Here is a 26,130-nt window from a genome sequence, read left to right as displayed (position 1 = left end):
CTCGTCGAAACAATCGAGGCAGCCGAATGCAAGAACTACTTCGAAAACGCCGGATACGCTTCCGTCAAAACGTGAAAGGCTCTAGCCTAAAACAACCGCCCGCCATCCGGCACCTTGCGCTCAATCGCTCCGAGCACCACAGCGCCCTCTTCGTCGGGAAAGCCGAGCGTCAGCACTTCCGACATGAATGGACCGATCTGGCGCGGCGGGAAATTGACCACCGCGAACACCTGCCGGCCGATCAGCGTCTCCGGTGTATAATATTTGGTGATCTGCGCCGACGATTTCTTGATGCCGATGCCGGGGCCGAAATCGATCTTCAGCTTGAATGCGGGCTTGCGCGCCTCGGGAAACGGTTCGGCCTCGACGATCGTGCCGGCGCGGATGTCGACACGATCGAAATCGGCAAAACTGATCTCGGGCTTGCGCTCGCTGTTCGAACTCATCTTGGTCTTGTCTGCCTCACGGGGACTCAGGCGTTGCCGTAGGTCTCGAACAGCACGCCGGCCAGGGCGTCCTTGGCCGAGGTTCCCGACCAGACGACGAACTGGAACGCCTGGAAATAGCATTCGCAGGCTTCCAGCGCCGACGACAGCAACACTTCGACCTGCTGGCTCGACGGCTCGACCCCGCCGGCCAGCAGCAGCGACTGGCGGAACATAATCGCGCCCTCCTGCTCCCAGAGGTCGAAATGGCCAAACAGCATCTGCTCGTTGATCAACGACAAGAGCCGCATCACTTCCAGCGCGCGGGTCTCCGGCACCTTGATGTCGAAGGCACAGGCTAGGTGCAGCGCTTCGAAATCCTCCATCCACGAAAAGGAGACGTGATAGTCGGTCCAGCTTCCGGCAACCGAGATCGAAATCTCGTCGTCGCCTGCCCGCTCAAAGGACCAGTCGTTGTTGTGGGCCACCTGCTCGATAACATCCACCGGATGGATTTCGCGGGAGAATTCGAGTTCGAGAAGTTCCATGGAATGCTTCCTGTCGTTCTGTACGAGCGCCGCCACACGCTCCGCGGGAGGGCACACACAACGAACAATCTTGTCTAGAACTCGGACGGCCAGGACTTTCCTGCGCAAAAGACGACTTCTCGACGCAAAGACCCCAGACCGGACCCCACCGCCCGGTCGCATGACCCTGCTCCGAATCATGCAACAAATTCAGTCTATTGATCGGGAGTCGCGTGAACAGCCCAATTTTTCGCACTGCGTCATTCGCATGTGGAAAGCCGCTGTCACAAAGATTCATGCAATGCCGTTAAGCGATTCACGGCAAAGCGCTTTTCAGGATCGGGCTATGTGGAAAAGTTTAACGATTATTTTTTTGTGCGGGGCTTGGCCGCCGCCGGTGCGGCGTCACCGGCCAGTTCCGCAAGCTTCGCCTCGAGCACCTCGATACGGGCGGCAAGGCGGGTGTTTTCTTCCCGGGCCTTGGCGGCCATCTCGCGCGCGGCCTCGAACTCTTCGCGCTGCACCACGTCCATGGTGTTGAGGATGCGTTCGGCCTGGCCTTTGAAGGCGGTCTCCACCTCCCGGCGCACGCCCTGGGCAGCGCCGGCGGCATCGGTCATCAGCTTGGCGAATTCATCGAGAATGCGGTTCGGTCCGGTCGACATGGCAAATCCTCGCTTGCTCGAAATGAGGTAATGGCGCCGCGCGTCGAATGCAAGCATGTTGCGCCGCGCTGCGGCATCAAGTCGAGGGCGCCCACCTTGCCTTGACCCTGCCAAAACCCTGCCGCATGGTCCGCGCGCAAACACGTTCGCAACCGAGAGTTCCCCGTTGAACGAATATTTCCTGCTGCCTCTGGCCTCCCTACCCTTCCCCAACATCAACCCGATCCTCATCCAGATCGGGCCGCTGGCGGTGCATTGGTATGGCGTCGGCTATATCGTCGGCATCCTGTTCGCCTGGTGGTATGCCAAGCGGCTCGCCTCTAATGCCAAGCTATGGCCGAACGGCGTCCTGCCGATGAAGCCGGAGGATCTCGACGATTTCATCGTCTGGGCGGCCATCGGCGTCGTGCTGGGCGGCCGCACCGGCTATGTGCTGTTCTATGATCTGCCGCGCTACATCGCCCACCCGCTCGACATCTTGGCGGTCTGGCAAGGCGGTATGTCGTTCCATGGCGGCCTGCTCGGCGTCATCCTCGCCATGACGCTGTTTTCCATCAAGCGCGGCATCCGCATCTGGTCGCTGTTTGACGTCGTGGCGGCCGGCGTGCCGGTCGGCCTTGGCCTGGTGCGCGTCGCCAACTTCATCAACTCCGAGCTGTGGGGGCGCCCGACCGATGTGCCCTGGGCTTTCGAATTCCCCAATGGCGGGCCGTTTGCCCGTCACCCGAGCCAGCTCTACGAGGCGCTTCTCGAAGGCGTGGTGCTGTTCCTCGTGCTGCGCATCCTCACCCATTCGCGCCTCAAGTTGAAGACGCCGCGCTTCGTCGGCGGCGCCTTCATCTGCGGCTACGGCCTGTCGCGCATTTTCGTCGAGTTCTTCCGCGAGCCCGACCAGCAGCTCGGCTACCTCCTCGGCACCAACTGGCTGACCATGGGCATGATCCTGTCGACGCCGATGGTACTGGCCGGCATCTGGGCGATGCTGACCGCCAGGCCGGTGACGCAGCCGCAGCCGGCATGACAAGGCTGAAGACCCGCATCGTTGACCTGATCGAGGCCTTGGGGCCGCTTCCGATCAACGAATACATGGCGCTGTGCCTGTTCGACCCGGCGGACGGCTACTACACGACGCGCGAACCTTTTGGTGCGGCCGGCGACTTCATCACCGCGCCGGAAATCAGCCAGATGTTCGGCGAACTGGTCGCCGTGTGGATGTACCAGGCGTGGCAGGCGAGCGGCCGGCGGCTGCCGGCCACCATCGCCGAGATCGGCCCCGGCCGCGGCACGCTGATGAAGGACATGCTGCGTACGCTGTCGCGGCTCGATCCTGATCTGGCCAGCGGCGCCACCTTCGCCATGATCGAGACCAGCCCGCGCCTGACCGAGGTGCAGAAGCAGACGCTTGGTGCCACACCCTTCGCGGTTGGCTGGCATGAAACCATCGAGACCTTGCCGCAGCAACCGCTGTTCATCGTCGGCAACGAACTGTTCGACGCCGTGCCCATCCGCCAGTTCGTCCGCGCCGGCACCGGCTGGCGCGAGCGCATGGTCGGCCTCGACGAGACCAACGACCTTTGCTTCTTCGCCGGCGCCGGTTCGGTCGACCCAACGCTGCTGCCCGCCGATGCCACTCAAGCGCCGCAAGGTGCGATTGCCGAAGTGGCGCCTGCCCGCACCGCGCTCATGGCAACGATCGCCGAGCGCATATCCAGGCATGGCGGCGTTGGCCTGTTTCTCGACTACGGCCATCTCCAGCCGGGTGTCGGGGACACGCTGCAGGCCTTGCGCAGCCACGATCACGAAGATGTGCTGGCCAATCCCGGTGAGGCCGACCTCACCTCCCATGTCGATTTCGCCGCCCTTGCCATGATCGTGCGTGCACATGGCCTCGAAGCTCATCTGACGACACAGGGCGACTTCCTCCTCGGCATGGGTATCCTCGAGCGCGCCGGCCGGCTTGGCGCCGATGCCGGCCAGGCGGCGCGCGAAAGGATCGCCGGGGACGTCGAGCGCCTCGCAGGGCCGCAAGCCATGGGCGAGCTGTTCAAGGTGCTTGCGGTACTGCCCCGCGACGTGGCGGTTCGGCCCTTCGCCGGGGCGGATTGACTTTTTACCGCCACCCCTCCCAATCTCCCGTCCGCGCTTTGCAGCGCCTGTTCTCGACCAAGCACCTTCTTCTTGACGAAACCGCCCACACGGACAACAACGCCCGCATGCTGAATCAGACCAAACCGGATCCCGTTCGGTCGCCGCTGCTGGACAAGGCGCGGGCACAAGGCATTCGCCACGGCTATTTCACCCGCGTCGGCGGTGTCTCCGGCGGCATCTACCAGGGCCTCAACATTGGCACCGGATCGAATGACGACCCGATGCTTGTGGCGCAGAACCGCGCCCGTGTCGCGGCATGGATGGGCGTGCCGGCGAGCCATCTGTTAACCGCCTGGCAAATCCATTCGCCCGACGTCATCATCGCCAGGGAGCCCTTTGCCGGCGAGCGGCCCAAGGCAGACGCCATCGTCACCGACCGACCGGGCATCGCCATCGGCGCTTCGACCGCCGATTGCGGTCCCGTGTTGTTCGCTGATGCCGAGGCGCGCATCATCGGCGCCGCGCATGCCGGCTGGAAAGGCGCGTTCACTGGCGTGCTCGAAAACACCATCCTGGCAATGGAAAGCCTCGGCGCCCGGCGTCAAAACATCGTCGCCGTGCTGGGCCCCTCCATCGGCCCGCAAAACTACGAGGTCGGCCCGGAATTCGTCGCCCGCTTTGTCGATGCCGACGCCGAAAACATCCTCTATTTCGCGCCGTCCGCCAATGCCGGCCATGCGATGTTCGACCTCAACCGCTACACGGTTGACCGGTTGGCCAAGGCCGGCGTGACGGCTGAGGGCCTCGACCGCTGCACTTACGCCGAGGAGGGCCTGTTCTACTCCTACCGGCGCACCACGCATCGCAAGGAGCCCGATTACGGCCGGCAGGTTTCGGCAATTGTCTTGGAGAGGGAATAATGGCGCTGCATTTTGAACGATCTGAATTTGACGCGCGGCGCGACCGGCTGATCATCGAGATGGCCGAAAAGAAGCTCGACGCCATCCTGCTGTTCGCGCAGGAAAGCATGTATTGGCTGACCGGCTACGACACGTTCGGCTTCTGCTTCTTCCAGTGCCTGGTGGTGAAGGCCGACGGTTCGATGGTGCTTCTGACCCGCTCGGCCGACCTGCGCCAGGCGCGTCAGACCTCGATTATCGACAACATCGTCTTGTGGACGGACCGCAACGGCGCCAATCCGGCGGTCGACCTGCGCAATCTGCTCAACGAACTCGACCTGCTCGGCGCCCGCATCGGTGTCGAATACGACACCCATGGCCTGACCGCGTTCAATGGCCGACGGCTCGACGAACAGTTGCAGACCTTCGGCCAGATCGCCGATGCGTCCGGCATTGTCGGCCGTCTGCGCCTGTTCAAGAGCCCGGCCGAGGTCGCAAAGGCCGAGAAGGCCGCCAATCTTTCCGATGATGCGCTCGACGCGGCGCTGCCGCTGATCAAGCAAGGCGGCGACGAAGCCCTGATCCTGGCCGCCATGCAGGGTGCGATCTTTGCCGGCGGCGGCGACTATCCGGCCAACGAATTCATCATCGGCTCCGGCATCGATGCGCTGCTGTGCCGCTACAAGGCCGGCCGCCGCAAGCTCACCAAAAATGACCAGCTGACGCTCGAATGGGCCGGCGTCTTCAACCACTACCACGCACCGATGATGCGCACGGTGCTGACCGGCAAGGTGTCGAAGCGCCATCAGGAACTGTTCGACGCCGCCCGCGCGGCACTCCTGGCTGTCGAAAAGGCGATGACGCCGGGCAACAGCTTCGGCGACGTCTTCGATGCGCATGCCCGCACCATGGAGGCGCACGGCCTGACCAAGCACCGGCTGAACGCCTGCGGCTATTCAGTCGGCGCCCGCTTCACCCCGTCCTGGATGGACATGCCGATGTTCTACCAGGGCAATCCCGAACCGATCGCGCCCAACATGACGCTGTTCGCCCATATGATCATCATGGACTCCGATACCGAGACGGCGATGACGCTTGGCCGGACCTACCTGACCACCGAATCCCAGCCCAAGCCGCTGTCCCGCCATGATCTCGACTTGATCGTACAGTGAATCCACAGTGGGAGGCGTTCTTCGCCAAGGAGTTAGAAGGCAAATGAGACGATCGCATGTGACGACCGTGTCATTGCTTGTGGCATTGGCTCTTGCCGCCTGCACCAACGCAAAGGACGTGCTCGAACCGTCGGCGATCACGCCGCCGGCGACGTCGACCCAGACGCTGCCCGCCACCAGCACGGCGGGCGCTCCCGCAACCACCGCCGCACCGGTCACATCAGCCCAAAGCGCTGCCATCCTGTCGAAGACCCGCCTGCAGATCGCGCCGATCGTCGGCGCTTCGGTGGAAGCCGCGACACCTCTGACGGCGGAGTTGCAGACCCGCGCCAGGCAGCGCGGTATCACGCTCGCCGGCAGCGCCGACCAGACCGTGACACATGTGCTGAAGGGCTATTTCTCGACGATGTCGGAAGGCGCCGACATCACCGTCATCTACGTCTGGGATGTCTATGACCCCGCCGGCAACCGGCTGCACCGCATCAATGGTCAGCAGAAGGCCCCGTCGGTCAATTCCGGCGCCAGCGCGGGCGGCGACAGCTGGAAGGGGGTCTCGCCGGCCACCATGCAGACGATCGCCGACCAGACCATCGACCAATTCGCGGCCTGGCTCGGCGGCAAGGCGGGCTAGAGGCATCGGACCCAAAAGTGGAGACGGTTTTGGGAAAATCCGATGCCCGACGAGAAGAAGGGGCAGCGCAAGTCCGCTGCTCCCTGTTGCAGCCCGGCGATGGCGCGGAGCTTTCTTGAGTTTAGCCGGCGGATTCCCGATCTCGGCGCTTGCAATACCGGCGCGGGCCGCTAAAAGCCCGGTTAAAGGGCGCAAGCGAGTCCGTCAGGTCTCATCATCCTCCACCAGGAACCGTGCATGAAACTCTTCGCGGGCAATTCCAACAGGGTGCTGGCCGAAGCGGTCGCCCGGTACCTCAACGTCCCGCTGGGCAAAGCCACGGTCAGGCGCTTCGCCGACCAGGAAATCTTCGTCGAAATCCAGGAAAACGTGCGCGGCGAGGATGTCTTCATCCTGCAATCGACCTCGTTCCCAACCAACGATCATTTGATGGAATTGCTCATCATGATCGATGCCTTCATGCGTTCCTCGGCCAAGCGCATCACGGCGGTCATCCCCTATTTCGGCTACGCCAGGCAGGACCGCCGCGCCTCCGGCCGCACGCCGATCTCGGCCAAGCTGGTCGCCAACATGATCACCCGCGCCGGTGTCGACCGCGTTCTGACGCTTGACCTGCATGCCGGCCAGATCCAGGGCTTCTTCGACATTCCGACCGACAATCTGTTTTCCGTGCCGGTGATGGCCCGCGACGTGAAGGCCAAATACAAGCAGCTCGGCAACGTCGTGGTGGTCTCGCCCGACATTGGCGGCGTGGTCCGCGCCCGTGCGCTGGCCAAGCGCTTCGATGCGCAACTGGCCATCGTCGACAAGCGCCGCGAGCGTCCCGGCGAATCGGAAGTCATGAACATCATCGGCGCGGTCGCCGGCAAGGATTGCCTGCTTATCGACGACATCGTCGATTCCGGCGGCACGCTGTGCAACGCCGCCGATGCGCTGCTGGCCAACGGCGCCACCAGCGTCACCGCCTATATCACGCACGGCGTGCTGTCGGGCGGCGCGGTTGCCCGCATCAGCGGTTCGAAGCTCCAGGAACTGGTGATCACCGATTCCATCCAGCCGACGCAGGGCGTGCTCGATGCTCCCAACATCCGCGTCATCTCGATCGCCGACCTGATGGGCGAAGCCATTTCGCGCACCGCGACCGAAGAATCGGTGTCGAGCCTGTTCGACTAGAGCAATTCCAGGAAAAGTGTGAAGCGGTTTTCCGTCTAGAACCGCGTCAAAACAAAGAGTTAGAGCAGATCGCCGTTTCCGTGAAACGGTGAGATGCTTCTAGAACAGCACCTGCCGTTACGGCGCAGAGCTTTCCAACCGAACCGGCCCGATCAGGCGACGAGCGACCTCGACGCTCTCTCGTGCGCCGCGCATATAGCCGCGCGGCGAGGTCCCCAGCATGCGCTTGAACATGGTGATGAAGGCCGGCACGCTGTCATAACCGAGATCGAGCGCCACCCTGGTGATCGGCTCGCCGTCCGCCAGCCTGGGCAGCGCCGCGAACAGGCAGGCCTGCTGGCGCCATGTCGACAGCGACAGGCCGGTCTGGCGCTGGAAGGCGCGCGTGAACGAACGCCGGCTCATGCCGGCGGCATCCGCCCATTCATCGATCGTCGCGTGCGGCGACGGTGCGGCGACGAAGCGCCGGCACAGCGCCGACAGCCTCGGATCGGACGGGAATGGCAGCCCGAGAGGCCGTTCCGGCAAGGTCGGGATTTCGTGCAGCAAAAGGTTCATGATCAGCCCACCGCGTCCTTCCAGAACGCCGCCTTGCGGCAGCTTTTCCGATTCCACGATCAGGCTGTGCATCAGGTCGGTGACGCCGACGACGCGCAAGCCTTCGGGCAGCCCGGGGATCGCCTGTGGCATGACATAGACCGAACGCATCGAGACATCGCCCAGCATCTCGACGGAATGCTCGGTGCCGGCTGGAATCCACATCGCGTGGTCCGGCGGCACCATCCAGCGCCCGTAGCGCGTCGTCACCAACACCACGCCGACAAGCGCATGCAAGAGCTGGCTGCGGCTGTGGCGGTGCTGCGGCACACGGTAGCCATCGGGATATTCGGTCGGCAATGCCACCGCCGGCCCGGCCACTTGCTCAAGCCACTGCCAGCGGCTCTCGTGCAACTGGCCGAGATTGGCGTTGCCAGCGTGAAAGACTTCTTTGCCGTGCGGCATCCGATATGGCCCACTTGCGAAACTATTGGACCAAACCACGAAAGAAGTCATCCCGCAAGCAGCTTATAAGGCACCGTCCCCAAGCGCTCCACAGGAGCGTCCGACAAGGCGGCCGCAGGTGCGTCCGTCAACTGCCTGCGGGCCTGCCCGCCAAAAAGACCACGGAGCCTACCTTGACCGATACGATAGCCGCCAGCGTCGCCCCACCGGCGACCACCAGTCACGCTTCAGCCCAGGCGACGGCCTTCACCGTCATCCTGGCGGTGAGCTTCTGCCATTGCATCAACGATATCATGCAGTCGCTGCTGTCGGCCATTTACCCGCTCCTGAAAGAGAATTATGGCCTCGATTTCTGGCAGATCGGCTTGTTGACCTTCACCTTCCAGGTGACCGCGTCGCTGCTGCAGCCTGTGATCGGCATGATCACCGACAAGCGGCCGATGCCCTACTCGCTGCCCTACGGCATGGCGTCATCGCTGATCGGCCTGATTGTGCTCGCCTATGCCGGGCATTATTCGCTGCTGCTGATCGGCGCCTCGCTGATCGGCATCGGCTCGGCGATCTTCCATCCGGAATCCTCGCGCATCGCCCGCTTCGCCTCCGGCGGCCGCTTCGGCCTGGCGCAGTCACTGTTCCAGGTTGGCGGCAATTTCGGCCAGTCCATGGGGCCGCTGCTGGCGGCCTTCATCGTCGTGCCGTTCGGCCAGACCAGCATTTCCTGGTTCGCCGTCGGCTCGCTGATCGGCATCATCGTTTTGTGGCAGGTCGGCGGCTGGTACAGCCGGCTGCGTGCCGCGCAGGGCACCCGCAAGGCGGCGAGCTTCGTTTCGCCTTTCCCGCGCCGCAAGGTGACGAATGCATTGATCGTGCTGACATTGCTGGTGCTGAGCAAGAATGCCTACATCGCCAGCCTCGCCAGCTACTACACCTTCTATTCCATGCATAAGTTCGGCGTTTCGGTGCAGATGTCGCAGGTCATGCTGTTCCTGTTCCTCGGTGCCTCGGCGCTGGGCATCCTGCTCGGCGGCCCGTTCGGCGACCGCTACGGACAGAAGGCGATGATCTGGTTCTCCATCGTCGGCGTGCTGCCTTTCACGCTCGCCCTGCCCTACGCCAATCTGGAATGGACGATGGTGCTGACGGTGCTGATCGGCCTGATCCTGTCCTCGGCCTTCTCGAACATCGTCGTCTTTGCGCAGGAGCTCGTGCCGGGCCGCGTCGGCATGATCGCCGGCATCTTCTTCGGCTTCGCCTTCGGCATGGGCGGCATCGCGGCGGCCGTGCTCGGCATCGTCGCCGACATGAAGGGCATCGATTTCGTCTTCCAGATCTGCTCGTATTTGCCGTTTCTTGGATTGCTCACCGTGTTCCTGCCGAACATGAAGGAAGCACGCAAAGCGCAGTTAGTTGCCTAGATCACGCTAATCTGAACCTCACAAAAAATGCACCCGCCTGATGGCGGGTGCATTTTTGTAGGCTATTCGGAAAGCCCTATGCCTTGAAGAAGGCCAGCAGGTCGGCGTTGATGACATCGGCATGGGTTGTGGCCATGCCGTGCGGAAAACCCTCGTAGACCTTAAGCTCGCCCTTCTTGAGCAGCTTGATCGTCAGCAGCGCCGAGTCGGCGATCGGAACGATCTGGTCGTCGTCTCCGTGCATGACCAGGACCGGCACGTCGATTGCCTTCAGATCCTCCGTGAAGTCGGTTTCCGAGAAAGCCATGATACAATCATAATGCGCCTTGGTGCCGCCCATCATGCCCTGGCGCCACCAATTGTCGATGACGCCCTGCGAGATGTCCGCGCCCGGGCGGTTGAACCCATAGAATGGACCGGCGGGAACATCGCGGAAGAACTGGGCGCGATTGGCTGCCTGGGCAGAGCGGAAGCCGTCGAAGACCTCGATCGGCAGGCCGCCGGGATTGGCAGCGGTCTTGAGCATGATCGGCGGCACCGCGCCGATCAGCACCGCCTTGGCGACACGGCCTTCGGCGCCGTATTTGGCGACATAGCGCGCCACTTCGCCGCCGCCGGTCGAATGGCCGACATGGATGGCGTTCTTGAGGTCCAGATGAGCGGTGAGTTCCGCGACGTCGGCGGCATAGGTATCCATCTCGTTGCCGATATCGGTCTGGGTCGAGCGGCCGTGGCCACGACGATCATGTGCAATGACACGGTAGCCCTGTGACAGGAAGAACAGCATCTGAGCGTCCCAATCGTCGCTGCTCAACGGCCAGCCGTGATGAAAGACGACAGGCTGCCCGGTCCCCCAGTCCTTGTAGTAAATCTGCGTTCCGTCCTTGGTGGTGATCGTACCGCTGCCGGAACTGGGCTTGGTTTGCGAGGTCATCTCAATCTCCTGCTGTTGTTTTCGCGATAAACGATATCGCGATAACGATTTAGCTAGCTCGACTCAAAACCCTTGTCCACAAAAATATATATCGCGATATCATTTTTAGTGGTATCGAATTGACGCCCATATTGGCAAAAGGAATGCGCCGTGCCTCTCCCGTTGGACAATCAGCTCTGTTTCACGCTCTATGCCACCAGCATGGCCATCAACCGCAGCTACAAGCCTATGCTGGACGAGATGGGCATCACCTATCCGCAGTACCTGGTACTGAACGCACTTGGAGAGGCTGACGGCATGTCGGTCGGCACGATCGCCCACAGGCTCGCTCTGGAATCGAGCACCGTCACGCCGCTGGTAAAGCGAATGGAGCAGGCCGGGCTGGTGACCCGCCAGCGCAGCCAGACCGACGAACGCCAGGTGCAGGTCGACCTGACATCAGCCGGGCGCGGGCTGCTGGTGCAATGCAACTGCCTGAATGAAGCCTTGATCGAGCGCTCGGGCATGACGCTGGCGCAGCTCGATGCCTTGAACCGGCAGATCCAGGCGCTACGCACCGCGTTGATCGGCGACCGGTAGCCGGCCCGGCCTTCTCGACGGTCGGACCTCACCCGCCGGCCTCTGCCCGCGAGATGCATCCTCGAAGACATTCGCGGATCGAACGCGACGACTGCGTCAGGGCGCGTCGCCCAGATAGATGCGGTGGAGATCGTCACGCGCTGCAAGGTCGGCCGCCGGCCCTTCGAGCGCCACGCGGCCGGTGTCAAGAACATAGCCGCGCTGTGCGTAGGCAAGCGAGAGAGCCGCATTCTGCTCCGCCAGCAGAAAGGCCGTCCCTTTCTCCCGGTTAAGGCGCGCGATGATCGCGAAGATTTCCTGAACGATGCGCGGTGCGAGCCCCATGGAGGGCTCGTCGAGCAGGACGAGCCTTGGTTGCGTCAACAACGCCCGGCCGATGGCCAGCATCTGCTGTTCGCCGCCGGACGCAAGCCCGGCATGCGTGCGCCGCTTGTCGCGCAGGCGTGGAAACCAGCCGTAGACGTCGTCGAGCTGACGCTGCAGCTCCTTGCGGCTTGGCCGGTGCAGAAATGCGCCGGTCAAGAGGTTCTCCTCGACCGTCAGATGCGAAAAGCATGGCGCCCTTCCATGACGTGGACGATGCCCCGCGTTGCCAGTCTGTTGGCCGCAAGCCCGAGAATATCCTCACCGTCGAGGCGAATATGCCCCCGGCGCACCTTGGCCCGATCGGCGCTGGCCAGGCCCGAAATCGCCTTGAGCACAGTACTCTTGCCGGCACCGTTCGCTCCAAGCAAAGCAACGATTTCGCCGTTGCCGATCGTCAGCGACACATCGGCGACGGCCAGAATGGCGCCCCCATAGACGACTTCGATGCCCGACACTTCGAGAAGGGTGTCCTGATCAGCCGCCGGGGCGACGGGCTTCGATGTCGTGGTCATGGCGTTTCTCCTTATCGTGGGAAACCGTCAAAGCGGCCGCCGCGTCCTGTCAGTTGCTGCCGATATCGCGGGGCGTAATTCCATGCTCCTTGGCATAGGCCTCGGATTTCGCGTCGATCAACGGACGCAGCGTTGTGCGATCGGCCTGCACCCAGTCGCTGACGAGAGACCATTTGGACCCGTTCCATTGCTGCACGCGCACCGCGCCGCCGGCCTCATGGTCCGCGGGCGTCAGTTGGAGGTTCTGCACCAGGCCTCGGAAACCTGCCCTTTCAAGGGCTGCGTCATCAAGCTTCAGGTGCTCCAGCGCCCACTGGCCTTCTTCTCCGGTGATCGGGCGGTTGCCGAACTTGGCCTGGGCCTGCCGAACGATCTCCACAGAGAGCAGGGCGCCGACGAGACCTGAATTGTAATAGACGCTGCCGAAGGCCTTGGTATCGCGCAGGTCGGACTTGCCGGCGTCGATGATGTCCTTCTTCAAACGCTCGTGGATCTTGAAGTCGGCGCCGGCCGGATAAGGCGTCAGCGCCAGATATCCCTTCGCCGCTTCGCCGGCCGGGATCACGTCTTCCTCGGACGAAGCCCAGACATCGCCGATGATGTGGTCGGCGGGAAAGCCGAAACGCACCGCGGTCTTGATGGCTACCGGCGTCGAAACACCCCAGGTTCTCAGGAACACCCAGTCCGGCTTTGCTTCGCGGACCTGCCGCCACTGCGAGGATTGTTCGCTGCCCGGATCGGCAACGGGAATCTGGATATTCTCGAAACCGTATTTCTTTGCCAGAAGGGCGAGCGGATCAAGCGTCTCGCGGCCATAGGCGCTGTCATGGTAGACGGTGGCGATCTTCTTTCCCTTGAGCTTGTCGAAGCCGCCTTCGCGCTCGGCAACATAGTTCACGACCGCCGACGCCTCGCTGTAGAAGGTCACCATGACCGGAAAGATATAGGGGAACACACGCCCGTCGGTGGCCTCGGTGCGACCGTAGGCAAGTGTTACCAGCGGTATCTTGTCCGTGGCCGCGCGGTCGGAAAGCGCATAGGCGGCCGGCGCGCCGTTCGGGAAATAGGCGGCGACCGGAGCGCCGTTCAACCCGTGCTTGAAGCGCTCATAGCATTCGATGCCCTTTTCGGCCGTCCATTCGGTCTCGCATTCCTGCCAGACAATCTTGACGCCGTTTATGCCGCCTTCGACTTCGTTGATATAGCGGTAATAATCGATCTGCCCGGCCCAGATGGAAGCGCCCGACGCCGCATAGGGGCCGACGCGATAGCTGGCGATCGGGAAAAACTGTTTGTCGCTGTCGGGACCCGGCTGGGTTTCAACGGCCTTGGCTGCACTGGCAAGCAGCAGCAACGAAGTGGCAGCCGCCAGGGCAGCGCGCAAGAGCTTTTGGTGCATGGCGAGCTTTTGGTGCATGGTGAACTCCTGTTTCAGGCAAGGAGGGGCACGACGCCCCTCCCCCGGTGGGACTATCAAGTGGAATATCAATTGGTTTCGGTATCTGGCGTACGCGGTGCGATGCCGTGTTCCTTGGCATAGGCGGCGGCTTGCTGCTCGATCAGCGGCCGTAGCGCTTCGTGGTCGGCCTTGATCCAGTCGGTCTGGAGAACCCACTTCTTGCCATCCCAGCTCTGGATGCGGGCAGCGCCGCCGCCTTCATGGTCAAGCGGCGTGATCTGGATCGGCTGCAGCAGGCCGACAAAGCCGATCTCCTTGAGACGGTTTTCGTCGATGGTCAGATGCTCGAAGGCCCACCGGCCTTCCTCGCCATTCAGGGGACGAGCGCCAAACTTCTTGTAGCCGGTGCGGAGCGCCTCCACGGCGAGCGCGGCATTGACCAGACCGACATTGTAATTGACGGCGCCGAAATACTTCTGATCGCGCAGGTCGGACTTGCCGGCGTCGAGAATGAATTTCTTGAGCCGCTGATGGATCTCGAAATCGGCCCCCGCCGGATAAGGCGCAAGGGCGGAATAGCCGATCGCCGCCTTCCCGGCCGGGATGACGTCGGATTCGGAGCCGGCCCAGACGTCGCCGATGATATGATCGGCCGGAAAGCCGAAGCGGGCTGCCGTCTTGATGCCCACCACGGTGGAGACACCCCAGGTGCGCAAGAACACCCAGTCCGGCTTCAGCTCATGGACCTGGCGCCATTGCGGCGACTGTTCATTGCCTGGATCGGCGACGGGGATCTGGATGTTCTCGAAGCCGTATTTCTTGGCGAGCAGGTCGACAGCGGGCTGGGTGGCACGCCCATAGGCGCTGTCGTGATAGACGGTTGCTATCTTCAAGCCCTTGAGCTTATCGAAGCCACCGACCCTTGGACGCGATATAGTTGATGCCGGTCGAGGCCTGGCTGTAATAGCTGAACAGCAGCGGGAAGGCATACGGGAACACCCTGCCGTCGATGGATTCGGTGCGCCCACCGGCCGGATCGATCAGCGGGATCTTGTCGGCGGCAGCCTTCTCGAGCAGCGCATAGGTCGCGGGCGTGCCGTGCGTGAAGAAGAAAGCGATCGGCGAACCATCCTTGCCGCCCTTGACCCGCTCGTAGACCTCGACAGTCCGGTCCGGGCTCCACTCGGTCTCGAACTCTTCGTAGTTGAGTTTTATCCCGTCGATGCCGCCCTCGACCTCATTGATATAGCGGAAATAGTCCCTTTCGCCTGCCCACCAGAGTTCGCCCGAAGAGGCGTAGGCACCGACACGATAGGTCGGCAGCGGGATATATTGCGACACGTCCGCGGCGTTGAGCGTGGCGGGGCTCGCCACGAAGGCGCCACCCGCCAAAAGCGCGGCAATGATCAGTTTCTTCACGTCTGTCTCCTGATTTTGAGCCGCGCAAGGCGGCGATTGCCTAAATCTCCACGCTGTCTTTGCAGCAAGCGGGCTAGTCCCTCCGGTTCCTTGATGAGAAACCAGAGGATGAGGACCCCGAAGATCACCTTCTGGATGTTTTGAAGCAGTCCGGCGTCGACATGGCCGCCGAGCAGCCGCTGGAACAGCCAGTCGAGCGCCAGCGGCAACAGGCTGACGAAGGCGGCTCCGAAATAAGCGCCGCGAATGGTGCCCATGCCGCCAATGATGATGATGAAGAGTATCTGGTAGGATCGCGTCAGGCCGAAGCTCTGCACGCTGGCCGATCCGAGATACGCAAATGCCCAGAGTGCGCCCGCAATGCCCAAGATGAAGCTCGATACGGCGAAGGCCTGGAGTTTCGCGCGCAGGATCGGCACACCGATCACGGCCGCTGCCGTATCCATGTCGCGGATGGCCATCCAGTTGCGACCGGTCTGGCTGCGCACGAGATTGTAGGAAAGCCAGGTCAGCACGGCGACGCTGGCGAGCGTCAGGTAATAGCGTCCGTGCGGGCTGTTGAGATCGATGCCGAAGACGGACAGACCCGCTGGAAGCGAGATCGTGGCGGACGGATCACCGTTGTAGAACCACGGAAATTTGAGAAACAGCCATTCGAAGAAGAACTGCGCGGCAAGCGTGCTGACGATCAGATAGAAACCCTTGATGCGGGTCGAGGGAAAGCCGAAGGCGAACCCGACCGCGCCGGCGACGATGCCGGCTGCTATCAGTGCCAATGGCAGCGGCAGTTCGGGCAGCCGCAGCTGGAAGGCAAATGCCGCATAGGCGCCCACCATCATGAACGCACCGGCGCCGAGCGATATCTGGCCGGCATAACCCGTCAAAAGGTTGAGGCCGAGACCTGCCAGCGACAGAATAAGGAACGGCACGGCGATAGCATTGATCCAGTATTCCGTGGCGAGGAAAGGTAGGGCAACAATGAGGGCAGCCGCGGCTATGCCGACCAGTGTCCGGGTGCTTGCGCCCTCGCCTATGCCGCCGGTAAGCCGGAGTTCAATATCGGACATGATTCAGACTCTTTCGATTTTCTGTTCGCCAAACAGACCTGCGGGGCGGATGAAGAGGAAGGCGAGCGCCAGCGCATAGGCAAACCAGGGCGTGATGCCGCCGCCGAGGAAGGGGCCGATATAGGTTTCGGCTAGGCTTTCCGTTGCACCGACAACGAGCCCGCCGACGATGGCGCCGGCGATAGAGGTGAAGCCGCCGATGATGAGCACCGGCAGGGCCTTCAGCACCACCAGCGACAATGAGAACTGCACGCCCTGGCGGGCGCCCCAGAGCAGACCGGCCACAAGCCCGACGAGCCCCGCAATGGTCCAGACGATCTGCCAGATGCGGTTGACATCGATGCCGATGGAGAGAGCGGCGCGAGTATCGTCGGCCACGCCCCTGAGCTCAACTCCGAGGCGGGTCTTGTTGAACAGCAGCGACAGGGCCACCACCAGGACGAGCGCGACTGCGGCGGCGGTGAGATCAAACTGGCTGATCATGATGTCGCCGAGGAAGATCGGCAGATCCTCGATGCCGAGATCGAGCGCCCTGACCTGCGACCCCATGAGCCCTTGGGCTGTCCCTTCGACGATGTAGGCCAGCCCGAGCGTCGCCATGAACAGCGTCATCGGGCTGCGGTTGACGAGCGGGCGCAGGATCAGCCTCTCGATCCCGACTGCCATCAGCGCAAGCACGACCACCGTGATCGCCAGCGCCACCAGCACCGGCACACCCTGATCGGTCAGCGACACGAAGGTCAGGGCTGCAAACAGCAGGATGGACCCCTGCGCGTAGTTGAAGACGCCGGAGGCCTTGTAGATAAGCACGAAGCCGATGGCGACGAGCGAGTACATCGTGCCCGCCAGCAGGCCGCCGATGAGGGTTTCGAGAAACATGTTCATGCGGCGATCTCAACCTTGTCGTGGCCCAGATACGCGGCGATGACCTCGGGATTGTCGCGAATGGTATCCGGCGCGCCATCGGCCAGCTTGCGCCCGTAATCGAGCACGACGACATGGTGAGCGAGCTTCAGCACGATGCCGATATCGTGCTCGATCAGCACGATCGTCAGCTTCAGGTCGCGGTTCAGCCTGGCAATGATCTGCGCGATTTCCTGTTTCTCGGCGCTGTTCATGCCTGCCAGCGGTTCATCGAGAAGCAGCAGGCGGGGAGCCGCGACAATGGCGCGCGCTAGTTCGACCTTCTTCTGCACGCCGTAGGGCAGCAAGGCCACGGTGGTCTCGGCATGCCGCTCCAGATCGAAGAGGCGCAGGACTTCATGGGCGCGCTCGCGGAAACGGCGCGCCTCGGCGCGTGCGCGCGGCAAAAGCAGTGCTTCTTCCAGGAGCGTTGCGCGAGCATGCCTGGACAGGCCGGCAATGACATTGTCGGCGACACTCATTCCCGAAAACAGCGCGTTGTTCTGGAACCCGCGGCCGATGCCGCGGCGCGCGGCCTCCAGCGGCTGCATCCGATGGAAATGTTCGCCCTCGAAGATGATCTCGCCTGAATCGGGAACATAGACGCCGTTCAGTATGTTCAGCAGCGAGCTTTTTCCCGCCCCATTCGGGCCGATCAGGGCGCAGATTTCCTGAGGCGCCACCTCGAAACTTAGATCGGAGATCGCCTTCACGCCTTTGAATGCGAGGGAGATGTTCTTGACTTCCAATGCGGGTGCGGATGGCGTTGTCATGAATTCAGCGCTCCATGGTGGCTAACAGAGGCAAAGTCCGACGGTCCGGCGGCGCGGGCCGCTTTCCCTTCGGCGCCGTGCAGGGATGATGTCAGGCCGGTTCGGATTGGCGGGCGTGCCCTTCGGTCAAGGTTGATTGCGCCGCGGCCTCGTCGCGCTTGACGCGTTCGATGTCGCGGAAGCGATGGGCCGGATGGTTTGCCGGCAGATAGGGGCCTTCGCCGAACAGCTTTTCGCGCAGTGTGCCCTCGCGATACTGCGTCGCGTAGACCCCGCGCTTCTGCAGTTCCGGCACGACGTATCCGATGACGTCGGCAAAGCTGTCATGCGCCAGCGCATAAGCCAGGTTGAAGCCGTCGATGTCGGTTTCCTCGACCCACTCCTGCAGAAGATCGGCGATCGTCGATGGCGATCCCACGAAAAGCGGCCCGAGACCGCCAATGCCGCCCCATTTTGCAAGCTCTTCGATGGACCAGACCTTGTCGCCTCCGGCCAGATGCTCGACGGCGGAGATGATCGCGTTTGTCTTGACCTTCTTGACCGTATCCGTCGGTTTGTAGTGTCCGAAATCGATGCCGGTCCAGCCAGACATCAGGACCAGGGCGCCGTCATAGGAGGCGTGGTTCGCGTAATCCTGATATTTAGCCCGTGCCTTTTCGTCGGTTTCATCGACGATGATGGTTGCCATCGCGTAGATCAGCACCTTTTTCGGATCGCGACCCTGCTCGGCGGCGCGCTTGCGGATTTCCGCGACATAGGCGCGGGTGGCATCCTTCAGAGGCGTCGAGATGAACACGCATTCGGCGTGGCCGGCGGCGAACTGCTTGCCGGCACCCGAGGCGCCGGCCTGGAAGAGAACGGGCGTACGCTGTGGCGAAGGTTCGCATAGGTGAAAGCCCGGCACATCAAAATATTTTCCCTTGTGGCCGATCTCGTGGATTTTTGTCGGATCGGCAAATATCCCGCGCTCCTTGTCGCGCAGCACGGCTCCCTCTTCCCAACTGCCCTCGAACAGCTTGTAGAGGACTTCGACATATTCGGTTGCAACGTCATAACGATTGTCGTGGCTGCGCAGCCCGCCCTGGCCGATGTTCTTGGCCCCGCTCTCCAGATAGGACGTGACGATGTTCCAGCCGATACGGCCCTTGGTATGGTGGTCCGCCGTCGAGAGGCGGCGTGCGAAGGTGTAGGGATGCTCAAAGCTCGTCGAAGCCGTGATGCCGATGCCGAGATGTTTGGTGGCCAAGGTGATCGGGTTGGCGAGCTGCAACGGATCGTTCACCGGGATTTGCACGCCTTGCAGCAACGCATTGTCGAGGTTGCCCTTGTAGACATCATAATAGCCGATCACATCGGCGATGAAGACGGAGTCGAAGAATCCGGTCTCCAAAAGCCTGGCGAGATCTGTCCAATACTCCAGATCCTTGTAGTCCCAGGACCGGTCACGCGGGTGGCGCCAGAGGCCAGGCGACTGGTGACCGACGCAGTTCATTTCGAAGGCATTGAAGCGGATGGTCTTGCTCATTGTCGGTTCCGGAATCCTGCAAGCAATCGTGGTTGAGCTGGCAGGGTAGGGCCGGGAGCCAAATATCAAAGTAAATATATGGTTTTAAATAGACTAATCTAGGGAATAGCATTCCTCGATCGAGCCGTTTCGCGGAAGCAAGGTGTTTGCGCGAGATCCCCATCAGGAAAAAGTAGACGCAATCACCTTGCCGCCGGTGGCGATCTTGACCCGGTCCGCCAAGCGGATGGTGCGATGATCCTGACGGCGATGGTCGGGCTGATCTGGCGCCGGCCTTCTCCACGTGGTCGTCTTTGGTGCCGGGCCGCGTCTCGACATCCGCCGCGGCTCAGCCCGCTGACGGTGTTCCTGCCGAATATGAAGCAGGCCAGAAACTGGAAGCCGGCGCGGCGCTCAGGTGAAGTCAGCTAGACTTCGGCTTTTGGCCCGTCGCGGCCAAATAGCGGCCTAAGCTCTAAGCCAAATGCCACCGCCCACACGTATCATGCGGACTTAAGCACGGCAAATGACCGTTTGCGCATGGCCCGCTTTGCCTGGAAACTGACGGCGGGAGCGGGGCGGCCGACATGGAAGCCCTGGATCTTGTCTATGCCGAATTCGCGCATCAAGACCATCTGCTCGTCGGTTTCCACCCCTTCGACCAGGATCTTGTGGCCGCGATTTCGGACCAGGGTGATAATGTCCTGCAGCATTGCCTTGCCGCTCGGGGAACTGCAGTCGTGAAGAAACGAGCGGTCGATCTTCACCGTATCGAAATCGATCAGGCGAAGCCACGAAAGGCCCGCGAAGCCCGTCCCGAAATCATCGAGCCATATCTTGATCCCGAGCAGCTTCAGGTCGCTGATGCAGCGCAGGATGTCCGAATGCATCTCCATCTCCAGCCCTTCGGTGATCTCGAAGGCCAGTCTGCTGCCGGCGACGCGGGTCTCGCCCAGAATGGTCGCAACAGACGTTGCGAAGCCCGGTGTCTTAAGCTGGATCGGGGAGACGTTGACACTGACGACATGGACGTGATCGTCTGCCAGGAGCTCGGCGCACACTGTCCTTATCGCCCAGCGCCCGAGTTCCAGGATCGCGCCGGTTCGTTCGGCGACGGGAATGAACAGGCTGGGCGGAACCGATGTGCCGTCCAGCATCTTGAGGCGCATCAGAGCCTCTACCGCTTCAACCCGGTCCGATTTGACATCCTGGATGGGCTGGTAAACGAGTGAAACGAGATTCTGGCCGATCGCTATCTTCAGCAAGGCCGCAATGTTCTCACTCTCGTCGCTGCTTTGCGGATCGGTTGGATCGAACAGCCGGGCACAATTTCGGCCGCCGGCTTTTGCCAGATAGAGAGCGCGATCGGCCTCGTGGATGATCTTCTCCAGCTTGGCCCCGGTCTGCGTCCTGGTGAATGCGGCGCCAACGCTCACCGTTACGATCGAGACGCCGTCGCGCCGGAGCTCGTGGGTAAGCGCCAGGTTCTCCACCGTGCTGCAAATGGCTTCGGCGATGTTCAGGATCTGCTCTTTTGTCTCCATGCGCGCCAGGACGATGAACTCTTCGCCGCCGTAGCGGCCTATGGAACCATTATACTGTTTGATCATCTCGCTCAGGGCATTGGCGACATGGATCAGGCAGCGGTCGCCTTCCTGATGGCCGTAGCAGTCGTTGAATTTCTTGAAGAAGTCCACGTCGATGAGGATCGCCCCGAAGCTGGTGCCGACCTTTTGCCAATCGCTCCAGTAGTCCCGCAGCTTCTCGTCGATCGCGCGCCGGTTCTCCAGACCTGTAAGCGGATCGGTCCGCGACAATCTCAGCAGGGCCTTGCCGCGTTCGGTCGCCTCATTGTGCTGGATCTTGGCTTCCAGGGCATTCAGAAAGACGTTGTAGCGTTCCTCATTTAGTTTCCAGTTAACATACGAGGTGAACGTAAAACAAGAAACATAGAAAGCCCCAAAAACCATTTTGTATGTGAGGGTTGAAGGAACAAAGTAGTTTACAATGTAAAGTATACATAAAATTATTGCGGAAGTTACGATAGAAAGCTTGAAATTGAACGTAAAGAAAAGATTGGCGCTCATCATGAATATGGTCCCAAAGACCATATAGTAAGAGACACTTTCCTTGTCCGCGCCCATAATCGCCGGACACAGCCAACCAACATAGCCAAAGATAATGGCCCCGGCGCAGGTCACGTCGAGCCATTCCGTCCCGACGCCATGGCGAAGCTGCGCTTCCAGGATCAAAAGCGCGCTCAATCCGACCGTGAAGCGCGCCGTGATCGTATAGGCGGCCACATCCGGGATCAGCAGCAGATCGGTTGCCGAAAACAAGAGATAGATCGCAACCGCGATCCAAAGCCCTGGCCTGGCTTCCCCTCTTCGCGTCGCCTGCGCTTCCGTGCGGTAAAGGGTGCGAAGCTCGTCGGCCCCCAGTTCGTAGCGCGGCTCGTACGGCTCCGCATCAACCGCATCGACCAATACGGATGACAGGTGTTCGTTCATCACAATAGACCCCGTTTGAAAGGGATTTTGTTTCCCGAACTCATTTCCAGCTTCTGCCCCCACGCGGGCCGGCTCCTTGGACGCGACGGCGATTGCGACGCCGGGCAAACAAATGCAATCGCGCAAGACAAGTTTCCGTTAACTCGAACCCGGAATTAGGGCCGAAAGCCGTCTAAAGAGGAACATGGTTGGCGGGAAATTAATCATAACGATAAAATGCCGTCGGCTCGACATTGGCAAAGGGAGCATTCTACGCAATAAGTTAACCGACTGTTAACTATGGAGTGATGGCGTGCAGACCGTTCTTGATGGCAAAAGCTTGATTACTGCCGAGATGCTCGCCGGCACGCTGCCTCGGGGAAAGCTCGAGCATCATGGCGAAGCGTTCGAAACCGCTCGCGCGGAGCTGGCCCTCATTCTCCACGCGACACAGCAGCAGGTCGAACAGGACAAGAACCCGGCCGAGATCGTCGGTCGCTTGCTGTCCTTCCTCAATGGCCTGCATTCCAAAGTTCATCCCGACGTCTGGCATGCGTTGATACCGGTTGCGCAGAACCATCCGATCCTGAAGTATTTTCTCGAGGATCCGCTGACGCACTGGTCCTTCACCAAGCCCAGGGGCTATTCCGGCGACGCGCAGTTGCTTGATTACATTTATTGCGATCCGCATGTGGCAGAGAGCGTGGCCAGCGCCTCGGAGGTCGGCAAGGCCCTGTACAGCCATACCCAGAACGTACCGTCATGCGTCGCCGCACGGGAGCGGCGCGATCTCTTGACCCGATACGTCGATCAGATCGCAACCAAGAACGGACCGGAAACCGAGGTCCTGGCGATCGCGGCCGGCCATTTGCGGGAAGCCAATCGTTCGGTCGCCTTGGCGGAGGGCCGGCTCAAGCGTTGGGTAGCGCTCGATCAGGACCCCCAGAGCGTTGGGCTGATCGCGCGCGATTTCCAGGGCACCGCGGTCGAAGCCATCGACGGCTCGGTGCGGACCGTGCTCACGCGGGGTCACAAGCTTGGCAAGTTCGATTTCGTCTATGCCTCCGGCCTTTATGACTACCTCGCCCACAACGTCGCGGTGAAACTCACGAAGACCTGCCTGCAGATGTTGAAGCCGAACGGGACGTTCCTGTTTGCCAACTACGCCGAGGGCACGCCTGACGCCGGCTACCGGGAGACATTCATGGACTGGGTGTTGCTGCTGCGGTCGGAGGTCGATATGTGGAACATCGTCAATGCCAGCGTCGACCGCAACGCCGTCGAGGCGCAGGTGTTCTTCGGCGAGAACCGCAACGTGCTTTATGCCGTCATCGAAAAGCGCGGATAGCGACCGCCTGGACTGCACCAGGCCGGGCGTGCCTTTGGCTTGCACCTCCGGCCGCCTTCCGCTATAGAGCCGCCACCCGCGTAGACACCCTTGGAGGCAACGCGGCGGAAGGCCGCCTTCCCGCATGATCCCGAAAGTGGATTCCGGTTTTCGGACCAGATCATGCATGGGCATGTCGGCTTTCGACGTTTACGGTCCAGGCACTCTGCCCACCGTGAGCGCTCCAGAACAAACCGAAAGGAAATGCCATGAGCCACGACACTTACGAGCTCAAGGCCGAAGCACGCGAACAGGTCGGTAAGGGGTCCGCCCGTGCAGTTCGCCGCAACGGTAAAGTGCCTGCAGTAATCTATGGTGACAAGCAGCCTCCCCTGGCTATCGCGCTCACCTACAAGGACATCTACTACAAGATCCATGGCGGCGGGTTTCTGACCACGATCGCCACGATCGATGTCGACGGCAAGAAGATCCAGGTCCTGCCGAAGGACTTCCAGCTCGACCCGGTCAAGGATTTCCCTGTCCATGTCGACTTCCTGCGCATCGGCAAGGACACCCAGGTCAATGTCGACGTGCCTGTCCACTTCATCAATGAAGACAAGTCGCCCGGCATCAAGCGCGGCGGCGTGCTCAACATCGTGCGTCACGAAGTCGAGTTCCACTGCCCGGCCAATGCGATCCCGGAGTTCATCACCGTCGATCTCACCGGCGCCAACATCGGCGACTCGATCCACATCTCGGCGGTCAAGCTGCCGGCTGGCGTCAAGCCTGTGATCTCCGACCGCGACTTCACCATCGCGACCATTGCCGGTTCGTCGGCGATGAAGCCGGAGACGGAAGAGACGGCTGAAGCGGCTGCACCTGAAGCGGCTCCTGCCGCCGAAGAGAAGTAACTCTTTCACGCCCGGAGCAGGCGATGCTGCTGTTTGCAGGTCTCGGCAATCCGGGCGCGAAATACGCTGACAACCGCCACAATGTCGGTTTCATGGCGGCGGACGCAATCGCCCGCCGCCATTCCTTTTCGCCTTGGTCGAAGAAATTCCAGGGCCTGATTTCCGAGGGCACGCTCGGCGGCGAAAAAATCGTCCTGATCAAGCCGCAGACCTTCATGAACCTGTCCGGCCAGTCGGTCGGCGAAGCACTGCGCTTCTACAAGCTCGAGCTTTCCGCGCTCACCGTCTTCTATGACGAGATCGACCTTGCCGAAGGCAAGCTGCGCATAAAGACTGGCGGCGGTGCCGGCGGCCATAACGGCATTCGCTCGATCGACGGCCATGTCGGCAACGCCTATCGCCGCGTACGCATCGGCGTCGGCCATCCCGGCGTCAAGGAAATGGTCCAGCACCATGTGCTCGGCGATTTCGACAAGGCCGACCGCGAATGGCTCGAACCGCTGCTCGACGCGATCGCCGACAACGCCGCCATGATCGCCAAGGGCGACGAGTCCGGCTTCATGAACAAGACCAGCCCCGCCGTCCAGGGCAAGGCCGGCTCGCAACCGGAAAAGCCGGCACCGAAGCAGCCGGCGCAGAAGCAGCAAAGTCACGTCCGCCAGGCACGGCCGCAGCAGGTGCCAGCCAAGCTGCCGGAAAGCGGTCCAATGGCCGCCATGCTGAAGAAGCTGTTCGGCGGCAAGGACTGAGCATCAAGGGGACCGAAGGGCTTGACGTTGATCACCCCTATCGCCCATAGCCCTGATCAAATTTCTATTTTCCCGATAGGACCGAACAAAAATGGGTTTCAAATGCGGCATCGTTGGCTTGCCCAACGTCGGCAAGTCGACGCTTTTCAACGCGTTGACCAGAACGGCTGCGGCGCAAGCCGCCAACTATCCATTCTGCACCATCGAACCGAACACCGGCGAGGTGGCGGTGCCAGATCCGCGCCTGCAGAAGATCGCCGCGATCGCCAAGTCGAAGGAGATCATCCCGACCCGCATATCCTTCGTCGACATTGCCGGTCTGGTGCGCGGTGCCTCGAAGGGCGAAGGGCTGGGCAACCAGTTTCTCGCCAACATCCGTGAGGTCGACGCCATCGTGCATGTGCTGCGCTGCTTCGAGGATGACGACATCACCCATGTCGAGGGCCGCATCGACCCCGTCGCCGATGCCGAGACGGTCGAGACCGAGCTGATGCTCGCCGACCTCGACAGCCTCGAACGCCGCATCGTGCAATTCCGCAAGCGCGCCGGCAGCAAGGACAAGGAAGCGACGACCGTGCTGCCGCTGATGGAGGCAGCGCTCGAACTGCTGCAGGCCGGCAAGCCGACCCGCATTCTGCTCAAGGGTATTTCGCCCGAAGATTTGCGCATCCTGCAGGGCTTGAACCTTCTGACCTCGCATCCCGTGCTCTATGTCTGCAATGTCGCCGAGGCCGACGCCGCCACCGGCAACGAGCACACCAGTGCCGTGGAAAACATGGCCACCGCCCAAGGCGCCGGCACCGTGGTGATCTCGGCGGCGATCGAGGCGGAAGTCGCCCAGCTCTCCGACGAGGAAGAAATGGAATTCCTGTCGTCGCTGGGCCTCGACGAACCCGGCCTGAACAAGGTCATCCGCGCCGGCTACGACCTGTTGCATCTCATCACCTATTTCACCGCCGGGCCGAAGGAGACGCGCGCCTGGACCATCCATAAGGGCGACAAGGCGCCACAGGCCGCCGGTGTCATCCACACCGATTTCGAGCGCGGCTTCATCCGCGCCCAGACCATCTCCTACAACGACTTCGTCACACTGGGCGGCGAAGTGGCGGCCAAAGAAGCCGGCAAGGCGCGCGACGAAGGCAAGGAATATGTCGTCCAGGACGGGGACGTGCTGTTGTTCAAGTTCAACACCTGATGTGAC

The 26,130-nt window shown here is 61.7% G+C and carries 25 protein-coding genes and 2 pseudogenes; 14 read left to right on the top strand and 13 right to left on the bottom strand.

All coding sequences use genetic code 11. The annotated features are described in order from the left end of the window. Positions 1-86: 86 nt before the first annotated feature. The 3 genes from NKJ04_RS10755 to NKJ04_RS10745 form a co-directional block, all read right to left on the bottom strand. Positions 87-446, bottom strand: a complete 360-nt coding sequence (locus NKJ04_RS10755; RefSeq protein ID WP_023809809.1) for a tRNA-binding protein — start codon at positions 444-446, stop codon at positions 87-89. Positions 447-472: 26 nt separating this feature from the next. Then, positions 473-973, bottom strand: coding sequence for a type III secretion system chaperone family protein (locus NKJ04_RS10750; protein WP_013893499.1), 501 nt, complete (start codon positions 971-973; stop codon positions 473-475). Positions 974-1,317: 344 nt separating this feature from the next. Continuing rightward, positions 1,318-1,617 (bottom strand): accessory factor UbiK family protein, encoded by a 300-nt coding sequence (locus NKJ04_RS10745; protein WP_352674795.1) that lies wholly within the window; start codon positions 1,615-1,617, stop codon positions 1,318-1,320. A gap of 166 nt (positions 1,618-1,783) precedes the next feature. On the opposite strand from NKJ04_RS10745, the gene lgt reads away from it, so the two are divergent. From lgt to NKJ04_RS10710, 7 genes are all read left to right on the top strand, one after another. Then, a complete protein-coding gene (gene lgt / locus NKJ04_RS10740) occupies positions 1,784-2,638 on the top strand; it encodes a prolipoprotein diacylglyceryl transferase (RefSeq protein WP_352674793.1) in 855 nt (284 codons plus the stop codon). After that, positions 2,635-3,723 (top strand): class I SAM-dependent methyltransferase, encoded by a 1,089-nt coding sequence (locus tag NKJ04_RS10735; RefSeq protein ID WP_352674790.1) that lies wholly within the window; start codon positions 2,635-2,637, stop codon positions 3,721-3,723. The genes lgt and NKJ04_RS10735 overlap by 4 nt, the downstream gene beginning before the upstream one ends. A 107-nt stretch (positions 3,724-3,830) precedes the next feature. After that, a complete protein-coding gene (gene pgeF, locus NKJ04_RS10730) occupies positions 3,831-4,625 on the top strand; it encodes a peptidoglycan editing factor PgeF (RefSeq protein WP_352674788.1) in 795 nt (264 codons plus the stop codon). After that, positions 4,625-5,776, top strand: a complete 1,152-nt coding sequence (locus NKJ04_RS10725) for a M24 family metallopeptidase (protein WP_352674785.1) — start codon at positions 4,625-4,627, stop codon at positions 5,774-5,776. Before pgeF ends, NKJ04_RS10725 begins: the two co-directional genes overlap by 1 nt. Before the next feature lie 43 nt (positions 5,777-5,819). Beyond that, positions 5,820-6,407 (top strand): hypothetical protein, encoded by a 588-nt coding sequence (locus NKJ04_RS10720; RefSeq protein WP_352440377.1) that lies wholly within the window; start codon positions 5,820-5,822, stop codon positions 6,405-6,407. A 42-nt stretch (positions 6,408-6,449) separates the two neighbouring features. After that, positions 6,450-6,581: a hypothetical protein gene (locus tag NKJ04_RS10715; protein ID WP_280940280.1), complete on the top strand. Its 132-nt coding sequence runs from the start codon at positions 6,450-6,452 to the stop codon at positions 6,579-6,581. Between the two features lie 63 nt (positions 6,582-6,644). Then, the gene (locus NKJ04_RS10710; RefSeq protein ID WP_013530002.1) at positions 6,645-7,580 is read left to right on the top strand and encodes a ribose-phosphate pyrophosphokinase; all 936 of its coding nucleotides are present in this window, start codon (positions 6,645-6,647) and stop codon (positions 7,578-7,580) included. A 117-nt stretch (positions 7,581-7,697) separates the two neighbouring features. On the opposite strand, the gene NKJ04_RS10705 is transcribed toward NKJ04_RS10710, so the two are convergent. Then, positions 7,698-8,582, bottom strand: a complete 885-nt coding sequence (locus NKJ04_RS10705; RefSeq protein WP_023809816.1) for an AraC family transcriptional regulator — start codon at positions 8,580-8,582, stop codon at positions 7,698-7,700. 173 nt (positions 8,583-8,755) lie between these two features. On the opposite strand from NKJ04_RS10705, the gene NKJ04_RS10700 reads away from it, so the two are divergent. Continuing rightward, entirely contained in the window at positions 8,756-9,997 is a 1,242-nt protein-coding gene (locus NKJ04_RS10700) for an MFS transporter (protein WP_023809817.1), read from the top strand. A gap of 76 nt (positions 9,998-10,073) precedes the next feature. Here the strand turns inward: NKJ04_RS10700 and NKJ04_RS10695 are convergent, their stop codons facing one another. Further along, positions 10,074-10,931: an alpha/beta fold hydrolase gene (locus tag NKJ04_RS10695; protein WP_352674781.1), complete on the bottom strand. Its 858-nt coding sequence runs from the start codon at positions 10,929-10,931 to the stop codon at positions 10,074-10,076. Positions 10,932-11,081: 150 nt separating this feature from the next. Between NKJ04_RS10695 and NKJ04_RS10690 the strand changes: the two genes are divergently transcribed. Further along, entirely contained in the window at positions 11,082-11,510 is a 429-nt protein-coding gene (locus tag NKJ04_RS10690) for a MarR family winged helix-turn-helix transcriptional regulator (RefSeq protein ID WP_352553456.1), read from the top strand. A gap of 96 nt (positions 11,511-11,606) precedes the next feature. Here the strand turns inward: NKJ04_RS10690 and NKJ04_RS10685 are convergent. The 7 genes and pseudogenes from NKJ04_RS10685 to NKJ04_RS10655 form a co-directional block, all read right to left on the bottom strand. After that, positions 11,607-12,388 (bottom strand): annotated as a pseudogene (locus NKJ04_RS10685) (ABC transporter ATP-binding protein). A 49-nt stretch (positions 12,389-12,437) separates the two neighbouring features. After that, positions 12,438-13,787 (bottom strand): ABC transporter substrate-binding protein, encoded by a 1,350-nt coding sequence (locus NKJ04_RS10680; RefSeq protein WP_352674814.1) that lies wholly within the window; start codon positions 13,785-13,787, stop codon positions 12,438-12,440. An 86-nt stretch (positions 13,788-13,873) separates the two neighbouring features. Next, positions 13,874-15,206: pseudogene (locus tag NKJ04_RS10675) on the bottom strand (ABC transporter substrate-binding protein). After that, positions 15,203-16,273 carry a branched-chain amino acid ABC transporter permease gene (locus tag NKJ04_RS10670; protein WP_352630040.1) on the bottom strand — a complete coding sequence of 357 codons (1,071 nt, stop codon included), beginning with the start codon at positions 16,271-16,273 and terminating at the stop codon, positions 15,203-15,205. The pseudogene NKJ04_RS10675 and the gene NKJ04_RS10670 overlap by 4 nt, the downstream one beginning before the upstream one ends. Positions 16,274-16,276: 3 nt before the next feature. Beyond that, positions 16,277-17,158 (bottom strand): branched-chain amino acid ABC transporter permease, encoded by an 882-nt coding sequence (locus NKJ04_RS10665; RefSeq protein ID WP_023809823.1) that lies wholly within the window; start codon positions 17,156-17,158, stop codon positions 16,277-16,279. Beyond that, positions 17,155-17,949 (bottom strand): ABC transporter ATP-binding protein, encoded by a 795-nt coding sequence (locus NKJ04_RS10660; RefSeq protein ID WP_031212725.1) that lies wholly within the window; start codon positions 17,947-17,949, stop codon positions 17,155-17,157. The genes NKJ04_RS10665 and NKJ04_RS10660 overlap by 4 nt, the downstream gene beginning before the upstream one ends. 91 nt (positions 17,950-18,040) lie before the next feature. Next, positions 18,041-19,474, bottom strand: coding sequence for an LLM class flavin-dependent oxidoreductase (locus tag NKJ04_RS10655; RefSeq protein ID WP_352674777.1), 1,434 nt, complete (start codon positions 19,472-19,474; stop codon positions 18,041-18,043). A gap of 234 nt (positions 19,475-19,708) precedes the next feature. On the opposite strand from NKJ04_RS10655, the gene NKJ04_RS10650 reads away from it, so the two are divergent. After that, entirely contained in the window at positions 19,709-19,885 is a 177-nt protein-coding gene (locus tag NKJ04_RS10650; protein WP_352674774.1) for a hypothetical protein, read from the top strand. A gap of 71 nt (positions 19,886-19,956) precedes the next feature. On the opposite strand, the gene NKJ04_RS10645 is transcribed toward NKJ04_RS10650, so the two are convergent. Then, a complete protein-coding gene (locus tag NKJ04_RS10645; protein ID WP_128303836.1) occupies positions 19,957-21,963 on the bottom strand; it encodes a putative bifunctional diguanylate cyclase/phosphodiesterase in 2,007 nt (668 codons plus the stop codon). Between the two features lie 292 nt (positions 21,964-22,255). Here NKJ04_RS10645 and NKJ04_RS10640 point away from each other — a divergent pair, with 292 nt between their 5' ends. The 4 genes from NKJ04_RS10640 (at position 22,256) to ychF (ending at position 26,124) form a co-directional block, all read left to right on the top strand. After that, complete coding sequence (locus tag NKJ04_RS10640) at positions 22,256-23,290, top strand: class I SAM-dependent methyltransferase (protein ID WP_352674771.1); 1,035 nt, start codon at positions 22,256-22,258, stop codon at positions 23,288-23,290. A 248-nt stretch (positions 23,291-23,538) separates the two neighbouring features. Next, entirely contained in the window at positions 23,539-24,180 is a 642-nt protein-coding gene (locus NKJ04_RS10635) for a 50S ribosomal protein L25/general stress protein Ctc (protein WP_023809827.1), read from the top strand. Positions 24,181-24,203: 23 nt separating this feature from the next. Further along, positions 24,204-24,929: an aminoacyl-tRNA hydrolase gene (gene pth / locus NKJ04_RS10630; RefSeq protein ID WP_352674767.1), complete on the top strand. Its 726-nt coding sequence runs from the start codon at positions 24,204-24,206 to the stop codon at positions 24,927-24,929. A gap of 91 nt (positions 24,930-25,020) precedes the next feature. Beyond that, positions 25,021-26,124, top strand: a complete 1,104-nt coding sequence (gene ychF / locus NKJ04_RS10625) for a redox-regulated ATPase YchF (RefSeq protein ID WP_023809829.1) — start codon at positions 25,021-25,023, stop codon at positions 26,122-26,124. The last annotated feature ends 6 nt before the right edge of the window (positions 26,125-26,130 follow it).

The sequence above is a fragment of the Mesorhizobium sp. M0618 genome (assembly GCF_040320765.1).
In the GTDB taxonomy this organism is placed as follows: Bacteria; Pseudomonadota; Alphaproteobacteria; order Rhizobiales; family Rhizobiaceae; genus Mesorhizobium.
The sequence above is the reverse complement of the archived record's forward strand: the minus strand, read 5'-3'. Positions and strand labels throughout refer to the sequence as shown.

Coding starts and splice junctions, on each gene's coding strand:
- NKJ04_RS10755 (WP_023809809.1), bottom strand. CDS start 446: ATGAGTTCGAACAGCGAGCGCAAGCCCGAGATCAGTTTTGCCGATTTC.
- NKJ04_RS10750 (WP_013893499.1), bottom strand. CDS start 973: ATGGAACTTCTCGAACTCGAATTCTCCCGCGAAATCCATCCGGTGGAT.
- NKJ04_RS10745 (WP_352674795.1), bottom strand. CDS start 1,617: ATGTCGACCGGACCGAACCGCATTCTCGATGAATTCGCCAAGCTGATG.
- NKJ04_RS10735 (WP_352674790.1), top strand. CDS start 2,635: ATGACAAGGCTGAAGACCCGCATCGTTGACCTGATCGAGGCCTTGGGG.
- pgeF (WP_352674788.1), top strand. CDS start 3,831: ATGCTGAATCAGACCAAACCGGATCCCGTTCGGTCGCCGCTGCTGGAC.
- NKJ04_RS10725 (WP_352674785.1), top strand. CDS start 4,625: ATGGCGCTGCATTTTGAACGATCTGAATTTGACGCGCGGCGCGACCGG.
- NKJ04_RS10720 (WP_352440377.1), top strand. CDS start 5,820: ATGAGACGATCGCATGTGACGACCGTGTCATTGCTTGTGGCATTGGCT.
- NKJ04_RS10715 (WP_280940280.1), top strand. CDS start 6,450: ATGCCCGACGAGAAGAAGGGGCAGCGCAAGTCCGCTGCTCCCTGTTGC.
- NKJ04_RS10710 (WP_013530002.1), top strand. CDS start 6,645: ATGAAACTCTTCGCGGGCAATTCCAACAGGGTGCTGGCCGAAGCGGTC.
- NKJ04_RS10705 (WP_023809816.1), bottom strand. CDS start 8,582: ATGCCGCACGGCAAAGAAGTCTTTCACGCTGGCAACGCCAATCTCGGC.
- NKJ04_RS10695 (WP_352674781.1), bottom strand. CDS start 10,931: ATGACCTCGCAAACCAAGCCCAGTTCCGGCAGCGGTACGATCACCACC.
- NKJ04_RS10680 (WP_352674814.1), bottom strand. CDS start 13,787: ATGCACCAAAAGCTCTTGCGCGCTGCCCTGGCGGCTGCCACTTCGTTG.
- NKJ04_RS10670 (WP_352630040.1), bottom strand. CDS start 16,273: ATGTCCGATATTGAACTCCGGCTTACCGGCGGCATAGGCGAGGGCGCA.
- NKJ04_RS10665 (WP_023809823.1), bottom strand. CDS start 17,158: ATGAACATGTTTCTCGAAACCCTCATCGGCGGCCTGCTGGCGGGCACG.
- NKJ04_RS10660 (WP_031212725.1), bottom strand. CDS start 17,949: ATGACAACGCCATCCGCACCCGCATTGGAAGTCAAGAACATCTCCCTC.
- NKJ04_RS10655 (WP_352674777.1), bottom strand. CDS start 19,474: ATGAGCAAGACCATCCGCTTCAATGCCTTCGAAATGAACTGCGTCGGT.
- NKJ04_RS10650 (WP_352674774.1), top strand. CDS start 19,709: ATGATCCTGACGGCGATGGTCGGGCTGATCTGGCGCCGGCCTTCTCCA.
- NKJ04_RS10645 (WP_128303836.1), bottom strand. CDS start 21,963: ATGAACGAACACCTGTCATCCGTATTGGTCGATGCGGTTGATGCGGAG.
- NKJ04_RS10635 (WP_023809827.1), top strand. CDS start 23,539: ATGAGCCACGACACTTACGAGCTCAAGGCCGAAGCACGCGAACAGGTC.
- pth (WP_352674767.1), top strand. CDS start 24,204: ATGCTGCTGTTTGCAGGTCTCGGCAATCCGGGCGCGAAATACGCTGAC.
- ychF (WP_023809829.1), top strand. CDS start 25,021: ATGGGTTTCAAATGCGGCATCGTTGGCTTGCCCAACGTCGGCAAGTCG.